General features: G+C 66.7%; 10 protein-coding genes. 3 read left to right on the top strand and 7 right to left on the bottom strand.

Annotated features, from left to right (window positions below):
• Window positions 1-246: 246 nt before the first annotated feature.
• The 7 genes from ABD231_RS36015 to ABD231_RS36045 all read right to left on the bottom strand — a co-directional run bounded on the left by ABD231_RS36015 (window position 247) and on the right by ABD231_RS36045 (window position 8908).
• Entirely contained in the window at window positions 247-1290 is a 1044-nt protein-coding gene (locus ABD231_RS36015) for an ABC transporter ATP-binding protein (RefSeq protein WP_344162693.1), read from the bottom strand.
• An 85-nt stretch (window positions 1291-1375) separates the two neighbouring features.
• On the bottom strand, window positions 1376-2452 hold the full coding sequence (locus ABD231_RS36020; protein WP_425554242.1) for an ABC transporter ATP-binding protein: 1077 nt from the start codon (window positions 2450-2452) through the stop codon (window positions 1376-1378).
• On the bottom strand, window positions 2449-3462 hold the full coding sequence (locus tag ABD231_RS36025) for an ABC transporter permease (RefSeq protein WP_344162696.1): 1014 nt from the start codon (window positions 3460-3462) through the stop codon (window positions 2449-2451). The genes ABD231_RS36020 and ABD231_RS36025 overlap by 4 nt, the downstream gene beginning before the upstream one ends.
• 104 nt (window positions 3463-3566) lie before the next feature.
• On the bottom strand, window positions 3567-5336 hold the full coding sequence (locus tag ABD231_RS36030; protein ID WP_344162699.1) for an ABC transporter substrate-binding protein: 1770 nt from the start codon (window positions 5334-5336) through the stop codon (window positions 3567-3569).
• A gap of 67 nt (window positions 5337-5403) precedes the next feature.
• The gene (locus tag ABD231_RS36035) at window positions 5404-6396 is read right to left on the bottom strand and encodes an ABC transporter permease (protein ID WP_344162701.1); all 993 of its coding nucleotides are present in this window, start codon (window positions 6394-6396) and stop codon (window positions 5404-5406) included.
• 229 nt (window positions 6397-6625) lie between these two features.
• Entirely contained in the window at window positions 6626-8197 is a 1572-nt protein-coding gene (locus tag ABD231_RS36040; protein WP_344162704.1) for an ABC transporter substrate-binding protein, read from the bottom strand.
• 63 nt (window positions 8198-8260) lie between these two features.
• Window positions 8261-8908 carry an HAD family hydrolase gene (locus ABD231_RS36045; protein WP_344162707.1) on the bottom strand — a complete coding sequence of 216 codons (648 nt, stop codon included), beginning with the start codon at window positions 8906-8908 and terminating at the stop codon, window positions 8261-8263.
• Window positions 8909-9074: 166 nt separating this feature from the next.
• Here ABD231_RS36045 and ABD231_RS36050 point away from each other — a divergent pair, with 166 nt between their 5' ends.
• From ABD231_RS36050 to ABD231_RS36060, 3 genes are all read left to right on the top strand, one after another.
• Window positions 9075-9926: a PAC2 family protein gene (locus tag ABD231_RS36050; protein ID WP_344162710.1), complete on the top strand. Its 852-nt coding sequence runs from the start codon at window positions 9075-9077 to the stop codon at window positions 9924-9926.
• A 95-nt stretch (window positions 9927-10021) separates the two neighbouring features.
• Entirely contained in the window at window positions 10022-10804 is a 783-nt protein-coding gene (locus ABD231_RS36055) for a L,D-transpeptidase (protein WP_344162713.1), read from the top strand.
• 20 nt (window positions 10805-10824) lie between these two features.
• Window positions 10825-11715, top strand: coding sequence for a hypothetical protein (locus ABD231_RS36060; RefSeq protein WP_344162716.1), 891 nt, complete (start codon window positions 10825-10827; stop codon window positions 11713-11715).
• Window positions 11716-11735: the final 20 nt, after the last annotated feature.

The following is an 11735-nucleotide window of genomic DNA, read 5'->3' on the forward strand; positions in this document are numbered from 1 at the left end:
CCACCTCGCCCCCAAAGAGCAGCGACCCGTTCCCCAACACCCCCGCCGCTCTTTGTGCACGAAGCTCATCTTTGGGAACCCACCAACCACGCGAAGCCCCGAAAAATGACTGGTGGATACACAAAGATGGATCTCGTGCACAAAGAGAAGGCGACCCACCTTTGGGCACGGAGGGCGGAACGAAAGCAGCGCCTGACGGGTTCGTCAGGCGCTGGCTCTGGTGGTGATGTGCTGGTGCTGGTTCGGTTAGTTTCCGGCTTGGTTGGTGGCGGCTGGGGTGGTGGAGGTTGCGCCGGCCTGGTTTTCCGGGAAGTGGCAGGCGGCCTGGTGGCCGGGGGCCAGCTGGAGGAGCGGGGGCTCGACCGTTTTGCAGATTTCCTGGGCTTTCCAGCAGCGGGTGTGGAAGCGGCAGGCGGGCGGCGGGTTGATCGGGCTCGGTACGTCGCCTTCGAGGCGGATGCGCTTGACGTTGCCCTTGCGCTTCGTGTCGGGGACGGGGACCGCCGACAGCAACGCAACCGTGTACGGGTGCATCGGGGTCTCGTAGAGGCTGACGCGGTCGGCGATCTCGACGATCTTGCCCAGGTACATGACCGCAACCCGGTCCGACACGTGCCGGACGACCGACAGGTCGTGGGCGATCATCACGTAGGTGAGGTCGAATTCCTTCTGCAGGTCCTCGAGGAGGTTGACGACCTGCGCCTGGATCGACACGTCCAGCGCCGACACCGGCTCGTCGGCGACGATCAGCTTCGGGCGGAGGGCTAGCGTACGCGCGATGCCGATGCGCTGCCGCTGACCGCCGGAGAACTCGTGCGGGTAGCGGTTGTAGTGCTCGGGGCTCAGGCCCACCAGCTCGAGCAGTTCCTGCACCGCACGCTTCACGCCGTGCTCGGTCTTCACGTTCTGCAGCCGGTACGGCGCTCCGACGATCTTGCCGACGGTGTGCCGCGGGTTCAGCGAACCGTACGGGTCCTGGAAGATCATCTGTACGTCGCGACGCAGCGGCCGCATCTTCGCTTCGCCGAGGTGGCTGATGTCGCGGCCCTCGAACACGATCTTGCCCGCGGTCGGCTCCAGCAGCCGGGTCAGCAGTCGGCCGGTCGTCGTCTTGCCACAACCGGACTCGCCCACCAGCGACAACGTCTCGCCACGGGTCACGTTGAACGTCAGGCCGTCGACAGCCTGTACGGCGCCGGTCTGCCGCTGCAGCAGGCCCTTGCGGATCGGGAAGTGCTTGACCAGGCCGTCGACCGACAGCAGCTCTTCGCCAATGGCAGGTGCTTCCACGCCCGGGACGGCAAGGGGATCGATTTCCGACCGGGGTGGTGGGGCGGGGAAGGTATCGGGTGGAGTAGTCACAGTGTCGTCCCGTTCACAGCTTCGGCTTGATGTCGGTCTCCCACGCGTGCTGGCGTTCCTTCGGGGAGAGGTGGCAGGCGACCTTGTGGCCGGCGCCGATGTCGAGCAGTTCGGGGCGTTCGGTCTCGCTGGCGCCGCCGTTCAGGTGTGCGTAGTTGCAGCGCGGGTTGAAGGCACAGCCCTTCGGCACGTTGATCAGGCTCGGCGGCGTGCCCTTGATCGGGATCAGCCGCTCGGTGCGCTCGCGGTCGATCCGCGGCATCGAGCCCAGCAGACCCCACGTGTACGGGTGCTGCGGGTTGTCGAAGATGTCCTCCGCGGTCCCGTACTCGATCGCGCGGCCGCCGTACATCACCTGGATGTCGTCGGCGAGCTCGGCGACCACGCCGAGGTCGTGGGTGATGATGATGACCGCGGAGTTGAACTCGCGCTGCAGGTCCCGGATCAGGTCCAGGATCTGCGCCTGTACGGTCACGTCGAGCGCGGTCGTCGGCTCGTCGGCGATCAGCAGGTCGGGGTCGCACGACAGCGCCATCGCGATCATCGCGCGCTGCCGCATACCGCCGGAGAACTGGTGCGGGTAGGCGTCCACCCGCTTGTCGGGCTGCGGGATGCCGACCCGGTCGAGCATGTCGATCGCATGCTTACGCGCGACCTGCTTGCTCACCTTGTTGTGCACCCGGTAGGCCTCAACGATCTGGTGGCCCACCGTGTAGAAGGGGTGCATCGCCGACAGCGGATCCTGGAAGATCATCGCCATCCGCTTACCGCGGAGCTGGCGGACCTCCTCCGGCGTCGAGGACACCAGGTCCTGACCGTCGAGAAAGATCTCGCCCGTGATCCGGGCACCGCCAGGGGCGTGCAGCCCCATGATCGACAGGCTCGTCACGCTCTTGCCGGAGCCGGACTCCCCCACGATGCCGAGGGTCTTGCCGCGCTCGAGCTGGAACGAAATCCCGTCGACCGACTTGACGACACCGTCGTCGGTCGGGAAGTGCACCTTCAGATCCCGTACGTCGAGGAACGCCTCGCCGCGGGGGAGCCGCTGGACAGTGGTGCCTTGAACGGTGTTGTCTGCGGTTTCGGTCACGAGATGCGCACCCTCGGGTCGACGACGGCGTACAGGAGGTCAACGATCAGGTTCGCCAGCACGATGAAGAACGCCGCGACGAGCGTCACGCCGAGCACCTTCGGCAGGTCGTTCACCCGCAGCGCGATGACGGCGTACTGACCGATACCGGGCAGCGAGAACGTCGTCTCGGTGAGGATCGCGCCACCCATCAACAACCCGAGGTCCAGACCGAAGATCGTCAGGATCGGGGTGAGCGCCGAGCGCAGACCGTGTTTCATCACGACCGTCCGCTCCGTGAGGCCCTTGGCCCGCGCGGTCCGGACGAAGTCCTCGTTCATCGTCTCGAGCATGCCGGCCCGGGTCAGCCGCGCGTACGACGCGGCGTACAGGAAGGCCAGTGTCACCCAGGGAAGGATGAGGTCGTACGCCCACCAGATGGGGTTCGTTTCATCGAGTGGGTTGGTACCGCCCTGGACTGTCCAGCCGAGTCCGTAACTGAAGATCGACAGCGACAGCAGGCCGGTGAAGAAGATCGGCAGCGAGACACCGGCCAGCGCGACCGACATCAGCGACCGGTCCAGGACCGAACCGCGTCTGAGCGCCGAGACGATGCCGGTGCCGACGCCGGTGATCAGCCAGATGAAGGCCGCACCACCCGCCAGCGAGGCGGTGACCGGTATTCGCGCGACCAGGTCCGGCCACACCGGCTGCTGGGTCAGGAACGAATAGCCGAAGCACGGCGCCGGGCAGTGCTCGGTCGCCGGGCCGTAGTTGTAGTCCTGCCCGACGAACAGGCCCTTCACGAAGCGGCCGTACTGCTCGTAGAGCGGGTCGGTGAAGCCGAGCCGAACCGCGGTCTCGTGGATCTGCGCCGCCCCCGCGCTCTTGCCGACATAGCGGGACGCCAGGTCGTCGGCGGTCGCGCCGCCGAGCTTGGGAACCAGGAAGAAGATCGCGAATGTCACGGCCGTGACGATGAAGAGCAGGATTACTGCTCCGATCACCCGGCGGACCAGATATGCGAACACCGTGCTCGGCGGGGTGGCCGGTGATCATCGCTGATCACCGGCCACCGTCAGCCTTCACCTACCTCTGCTGAGCGATTTCGGTTGGTTGGTCAGGGCAACGACTACTACTTGAGGCCGATGGCCGCGTAGTCGTACATGTTCTGACCGGCGTTCGTGAACACGTTGGCCACGGTGTCCGGGCGGTACAGCAGGCCCTTGGCCCAGATACCCGGCAGCGCGCCGGCGTTCTCCATGACCTTCTTGTCGACGTCGACCCAGTAGCCGTTGCGCTTGGTCTCGTCGGTCTCGGACATCGCCTTGTCGACCAGGGCGTCGACCTCGGGGAGCCGGATGCCCAGGTTGGTGTTACCACCGGTGGCCCGGATGGTCCGGCTGTCGACGATCTGCTGCAGGAAGCCGAAGCCGTCGTTCCAGTCCGCACCCCAGCTGTAGACGATCAGGCCGAGCTTGTTCGCCTTCGCGAAGTCCGGCTTGCCGGCGTACAGCTTGGTGTAGTCGCTGGTCGGGTACGGCTTGGTGGTCAGCGTGATGCCGGCCTTCTTCAGCGACTGCTGCAGGGTCTCGGCAACTGCCTTCTCCTTGTTGCGGTCACCACGGAACGCGATGTTCACCGCGAAGCCGTTCGGCTGGTTGCACTGCTTCAGCTCGTCCTTGGCCTTCTCGACGTTGCCGTTCTTGTCGGCCTCGAAACCGTAGTCGTCGAACTTCTGCGAGCCGAGCACCGACGGCGGCATCAGGTTCGTCGCGATGTCGCCACCGATCGGGCCACCGTAGGCGCGCTGGTAACCCTCGTGGTCGGCGGCGTACAGGATCGCCTTGCGGCAGTGGACGTTGTCCAGCGGCGGGACCTCGGTGTTCAGCACCGTGAAGTTCAGGCGCGGCGCCGGCACGTTGTCCGTGTGTGCCTTCAGCTTCGGGTCGGCCAGCACCTTCGCCTGGGTCTCCGGCTGCACACCGGTACCGGCGAGGTCGACGTCGAGGTCACCGGCGATCAGCCGCTGGTCGATGTCGGTGCCTTCGACGTTGTACGCGATGGTGAACTTGTCCGGCAGCGCCTTGCGGCCCGAGTCCGGGTCGGTGGACGCGTCGTAGTTCTCGTTGCGGACCAGGTCGAAGCCCTTGTTCGGGTCGTACGAACCGAACTTGTACGGACCGGTCGCGACCGGGTGCTCCTTGTACTTCGCACCGGTGTCCTTCGCCTGCGGGACCGGAGCGGTCGACGGCAGCTGCGCGAAGTAGTCGAAGCTCGAGAACGCCTTCTTCAGGTGGAAGACGATGGTCTGGTCGTCCGGCGTCTCGATCGCCTTCGCGACCCCGGCCAGTTCCTTGTCCTTGTAGACGCTGAAGCCCTCGGGCACGTCCAGCAGGAAGTCGTTGAAGTACGTCGGACCGCTCGGCAGGGTCGCCTTGTCCAGCGACCGCGCGACGGCGTACTTGACGTCCTTCGACGTGACCGGCGTGCCGTCCTCGAACTTGATGCCCTTGCGGATCTTGTAGGTCCAGGTCTTGGCGCCGTCACTCGGCACACCAGGAGCCTCGGCCAGGTCCGGCACCGGCTTCCCGCCGTCCTCGCCCGGAGTGGCCTTGAAGGTCATCAGCGGGCGGACGTAGTTCCGCACCAGGTTCCAGGACAGACCGTAGTAGGTGTCACCGGGGTCCGTGGAGTCCCACGCCTCGGTGATGCCCATCCGAAGCGTGCCACCCTTCTTGTCGCTCGGGCTGTAGACCTTGTCCACGGCCGCGTTGGCCTCCGGCGTGGCGCCACCTTCGCTGGTGCCACCTCCGGGCTTGGCCTTCGGTCCCCCGCAAGCCGCCAGACTCAAGGCGACGGCCGCAGCGACGGCGGTCACCGTCGTGATGCGCTTCCGACTCATCTCTTGTTGCACCCCTTTTTGTGGTGAGAGCTGTGCCTTCACACGGCTCCCGGTTTGGAGAGAAGTACTACCGCGACCGCGGGTCCAACGCGTCGCGCAACCCGTCGCCGAACAGGTTGAAGGCCAGCACCGTGACGAAGATCGACAGGCCCGGCGGGATCATGTACATCGGGTCGACCTGGTACCACTTGGAGGCGATCGACAGCATGTCGCCCCAGCTCGCTGTCGGCGGCCGAACGCCGACACCCAGGTAGGACAGACCAGCCTCGAACAGGACGTTGGTCGGGATCAGCAGCGTCGAGTAGACCAGGATCGGCGCGATCAGGTTGGGCAGCAGCTCGGTGAACAGGATGTAGGGCCGCCGCGCGCCGAGACTGCGGGCCGCGTCCACGAACTCGCGCTCGCGCAGCGACAGCGTCTGGCCGCGGATGATCCGGCCGATGTAGGGCCAGCTGAAGAAGCCGATGATGAAAACGATCAGCGCCACCCGCAGCGGATCGCCGGTCAGTCCGAGCACCGAGTCCGGAATGGCGCCGACCAGCGCCAGCGCGAACAGCACCAGCGGGAACGCCAGGAAGATGTCCATCAAGCGGCTGATCAGGGTGTCGACCCAGCCACCGAAGTAGCCGGCCACGACCCCCATCACGACACCGATGACCACGGACAGCAAAGTCGCCAGGAAGGCGATCAGCAGCGAGATCCGGGCGCCGTACAGGATCCGGGCCAGGATGTCGCGGCCGTTGACCGGCTCGATCCCGAGCGGGTGGTCCCAGCTGATGCCGCCGAGCCGGCCGATCGGCGTCTGCAGCGACGGATCGACCAGGTCCTGATGGAAGTCGTTCGGGGTGATGCCGATCAGCTTGCAGATCAGCGGCGCGAAGATCGCCACGATGATCAGCAGCAGGACGAAGACTCCACCGGCGATCGCGATCTTGTCGCGCTTCAGCCGCGTCCAGGAGATCTGCCAGAGCGAACGGCCCTCGATCTTCTTGACTCCGTCGAGGACGGCCTCCGGCTGGGCCGCCGTCGACCCCGGTTCGACCTCGAGTGGTGCGCTCACGCGATGCGACTCCCCTGCCTCATTCGGTTGAACCGGAGCAAAATCCGGTATGGCTGCCGCCTTAACCTGCCGCCATTACGGTCTGGAGTCAAACGCCGAATGCGGTGCGTTGCCCGATCGTGATCGCCAGGAAATCGTCCCGTATCGTGGACGTTTCCGCAGTAAAGCACGCCCTCCTACCGAGGGTCGCGGTTACCTCGCGAAACGTTACTGTCATGGCATCTTTGTGTCATTTACGCAGGCCCGACAGGTGCAAAAAAGCGAGCGGATCGAGCGCTCCGGAAACGTTCTGCACATCTTTGCCCGCGACTACGCTGAGTCGCCCCTGCCAGGTCGGGACTACCGGCACCTCCCGGGCGAACACGCCCTGCAACTGCTCGAGCAGCTCGGCGCGCTTGATGCCGTTCTGCTCGGCTCTTTCCTGCTGCAGCAGCTTTGTCGCGGCCGCCGAACGGTACCCGTTCGGGAAGGGGTCGCTGACCCCGACGAACGGCGCCAGGTAGTTGTCAGCGTCCGGGTACTCCGGGATCCACCCCGCGAGGTACAGGTCGAACACCCCGGAGCGCACCAACTGCTGGTACGCCGGCCACTCCGCGCTCCGCAGAGTCACCCGGAACAGCCCCGACGCGTCCAGCTGCCGTTTGAGCTCCAGCGCCTCAGCCTTCGACCCCGGGCCAAACCGGGTCGGCGTCCATCCGAGCGTCAACGGCACCGCGCCCTTGACCCCCGCCGCCTTCAGAATCGCCGCTGCGGCCGCCTTGTTCGGCTGCTTGTACTCCGACCGGTACGCATCCGTCGCCCCACCGAAGCTCGGCGGGACCATTGAATACAGCGGACTCACGTGTTCGGCGTACGCCTTCTTCACCAGCGCCGGCCGGTCGATCAGCTGCGCGACAGCCCGTCGTACGGCGAGCTTGCGCGACGTCACCGACTTGAGCTGGAACGCGACGAACTGAATCACCGCGTCGTCGGACTCGACCACCTGCACGGCACTCGACGTACGGAGCTTGTCGAGCTGCCCGATCGTGAACCCGCGGTACGCCAGATCCGTCTTGCCGTTCGTGATCGCCTGATTGAGCGCCACCGCGTCCTTGACCAGACTGAGCTGCACCCCGTCGTTCTGCGCGGCGCGAGACCCCTTGTACGCCGCGAACCGCGCCAGCGTCACCGACTCCCCCGGCCGGTACGCCGTCAACTGGTACGGCCCGCTGCCGACCGCGGTCGCATCGAGAAGCTTCTTCGTCGGGTACGACTCCTCGTCCACGATCGACGCGCCGGTCGTGGTCAGCAGATAAGGCAGCCGCGCATCCGGAGCCTTCAGATTGAAGACCGCGGTCAGCTCGTCCGGCGTACTCACGGAGTTCACCGACGCGAACAGCGGTGCCGGCCCACCCGGAGTCTTCAGCGTCAGCATCCGGTCGAAACTGAACCGCACGTCCGACGAGGTCAGTGGATGCCCGTTCGGGAAGGTCAGACCTTCCTTCAAACTGCACGTGTACGTCGTCGGCGAATCGAACTGGCAATCCGCCGCATCCGGGACCGGCGTCGGCTTCCCCGGCAGGATCGTCAGCAGGGTCTGGTAGAGATTCGCCTGCACGGTCCGCGAACCGATGTCGTACGGACCGGCCGGATCGAGTGAGCTGATCGTGTCGGTGGTCGCCAGCCGCAGCACCATCGCCTTCGGACTGGTCGTGCCGGTGTGCGGCGCGTTGTCGTCCGGCTCACCGCACGCAACCAGCCCGACACCCAGCCCACCGACCGCAGCGGTCACCACCAACCGCCGCCACAACTCGCTCAACATGTCACCTTCCCCAGCCCAACTACCCCAGTAACGCCCCCGAGGGCACCAAGTGACGGTAGCGCCTCAGGAGAGCAACTGCCGCAGTGACTCCGGAGTCACGACTTCCAATGAGTTCACGACCAGACGGCGCGGCGCCTCCGGGATCGGCACCCAGTGCGGTACGGAGACGACGTACGCACCGGCCGCCGTACCGGACTCGGTGCCCGTCATCGAGTCCTCGATCACCACACACTGCGTCGGATCGACCCCGAGTTTGGCCGCCGCGGTCAGGTAGGGCTCCGGATGCGGCTTGCCGTTCGTCACCTCGTCACCGGCGATGATCACGTCGAACGGATCGTCCGGCAGGTGGTTCAGGACCGCGTCGATCATCACCCGGTACGACGCGGAGACCAGCGCGCACGGTACGTCGGCCTTGCGCAGCGCCTGGAGCAATTCGAGCGCCCCGGGCTGGAACTCGACCTCCCGGCGCAGCGACACGATCACCTCGCCGAAGATCCGCTCGGCCAGCTCCTCACCGGTGATCACACCGGCGGGCAGCGCCTTCAGCCAGACCTGGACGGCGTCGCGCAGATCGCTGCCGATCAGCCCGAGGCTGTCCTCGTCGGTCCAGGTCCCACCCAGCTCGGGCAGCACCCGGAGCTGCACCTCCGCCCAGACCTTCTCCGAGTCGACCAGCGTTCCGTCCATGTCCCAGAGCACGGCCTGCAGCACGGCTCCCCCTCCACTTTGTCCTGTGTTGGAACCATTTTCCTTCTGCGCAGGTCGACACGTTCCGCCGGGGGTGAAACGTCGCGCGTGGCGTGATCGGACGACGTAGGCTGGCAGTCCGGATTCCGGCACCCTGCCGGATGGCTAACAGACGACAGGGGGCCTGCGAGTGGTTGATCTCGCGAACCTGAGGGACCCGGTCGTGATCGCGGCGTTCGCGGGCTGGAACGACGCCGCCGAAGCGGCCACCGGAGCGGTCGACCACCTGATCGAGGAGTGGAACGCCGAGCTCGTCACCGAGATCGATCCGGAGGAGTACTACGACTTCCAGGTGAACCGGCCCGAGGTCGGCTTCGACGAGAACGGCGACCGGCAGCTGACCTGGCCGACAACCCGGGTCTACGTGGCCCAACCGGCCGACACCGACCGCGACGTACTGCTGATCCGTGGCATCGAGCCGAACATGCGCTGGCGCGGCTTCGCCCAGGAGCTGCTCGAGGTCGTCGACGAGTCCAACGCCCAGATCGTTGTCGTACTGGGCGCCCTGCTCGCCGACTCCCCGCACACCCGGCCGATCCCGGTCTCGGCAACCTCCTCGGACGCCGAGCTGAGTGCCTCGTGGAGCCTGGAGCCGTCGACGTACGAGGGCCCGACCGGCATCACCGGCGTCTTCGCGGACCTCTGCGCCGCGCTCGGCGTACCGGCCGTGTCGATCTGGGGCGCGATCCCGCACTACATCGCGGGCTCCCCCTGCCCGAAGGCGTCCCTGGCGCTGCTGAGCAAGATCGAGGCCCTGCTCGACCTGCAGATCCCCGAGGGTGAGCTGCCCGAGATGGCCCGCGCCTGGCAGCGCGGGGCGGACGAGCTGAGCGAAGAGGACCCCGAGGTCGCGGAGTACGTGCACTCCCTGGAGGAGCAGCGCGACACCGCCGACCTGCCGGAGGCCTCGGGCGATGCGATCGCCGCGGAGTTCGAGCGCTACCTGCGCCGGCGGAACAAGAACCACCCGGATACGCCATAACGTTTGCTACTCACGGGTCACCTACCGTGGCGTAACGCTCCGGATCGGCCTATTGTCGTCGTCGGACAGTAGGCCGGTCACGGGGAGCTGGGGAGATGCGCAGGTCGCGGGATGAGCTCGGTAGCAGCTCCATGCCTGCCCTCGCGGTCCTGCTGCTGCTCGGAGTCGTCGCCGTCATCGGCATCCTCGGCAACGACGAGGACGAACCACCACCGGTCGACCTCACAGCCCTCGCCGCATCCAGTACGGCGACCACTCTCGCGACCGCACCCCTCGATCCCGAGCCGTATGCGGCGACCGACGGCGTCGTCGTCCACCCGCGATCCGAGTCCGCCTTGTACTCCGCCCCGGACGGCGAACCGTTCGCCAAGATCGGGCCGAAGCAGTTCGGGCCGACCTGGCTACCCGTGGTCGAGCAGACCGACGGCTGGGTCCGCGTGCTGCTGCCCTCGAAGCCGAACCGCTCGACCGGCTGGATGCGCGACGACGACCTGGATCGCGCCTCCTCGTCGTACCTGATCCGGGTGCACACGGCGTCGCGGACGATCGAGTTGTTCGAGAACGGCAAGCGGTTGGGTGCGTGGAAGGCCGGTGTCGGCGCGCGCAAGACCCCGACCCCGGCCGGACGCACCTTCCTGCTCGGCTCGATCGTCGACCACAAACGCTCCGCGTCGCCGATCGTGCTGCCGTTGGGTGCGCACAGTCCCACTCTCGACACGTTCGGTGGCGGACCTGGTACGGTCGCGATCCACGGCTGGCCGCGCGCCGACGTGTTCGGAGCCGCGATCAGCGCCGGATGCGTCCGGGTGCCTAAGACCGCCTTGGCGAAACTTCAGCGGGTCCCGCTCGGGACTCTCGTTCAGATCGACAACAAGTGACGTACGTGAGGAGACCGGAGATGCGCCGACAGCTCGCACCGACCGTCGTCACGGCAGCCGCCGTGGCCGGAGTCGTGGCGTTCAGCCTGGTCGCCAGTACGCCGGTGGGGAGCGCGGCCACCCGGCCCTCGTCGGCCTACGCCGTCAGCGCCGAAGGCCAGGTACCCGTCGACAAGACGCCGTACGTCGAATCCCTCGACGGCAAGCCGAAGAAGTCCTCGGCCCTCGAACTCCCCGACAACCCACTGCTCGCGGTCCGCGCCGGCACCGTCAACGCCGGCAACAACTCGGCCTCCGTCGAACTCATCGACATCTCGGTCGGCGCCGACATCCTCGGCCAGATCCCGATCCCGCCCGACCTGAAGAAGCAGTGCGACGCGTTGCCCCCGACCGGCGCCGACGACCTCCCGCTGCCTGACATCAAGCTGCCGGACCTGGGCCTGCCGATCCCGCTGCCTTCGTTGAGCACCAAGGACCTGCCGGTCAAGAACCTCCCCGACCTCTGCAAGCTCCTGCTCACCCCACCGAGCTCCCTGGTCGGCATCGACGCCGTCAACGTCTGGTGCTCCGGCGCCAAGGGCGGCATCGACGTCGGCGCCCTCACCCTGCTGGGCCAAACCATCAAGATCCCCAGCACCACCGAGACCTTCAGCACCCCGGCCAACCCGTTGATCGCCATCACGGTGAACGAGCAGATCAAGAACGCCGACGGCTCCTTCACCATCACCGGCCTCAAGATCAACCTAGGCAACGGCGCCCAAATCATCCGCCTGGCCTCAGCCACCTGCGCCAAACCCGCCACGGTCAAGCCGACGCCAACCCCCACGCCGACCCCGCCCCCCCCGGTCGAGGGCCCGCCCAACGCCCCAACCCCCACCCCCATCAAAACCCACATCCCAGTCACCGGCTGACCCCCGAACCCCGCCGCTCC

This window comes from Kribbella yunnanensis (genome assembly GCF_039529655.1).
Lineage (GTDB): Bacteria > Actinomycetota > Actinomycetes > Propionibacteriales > Kribbellaceae > Kribbella > Kribbella yunnanensis.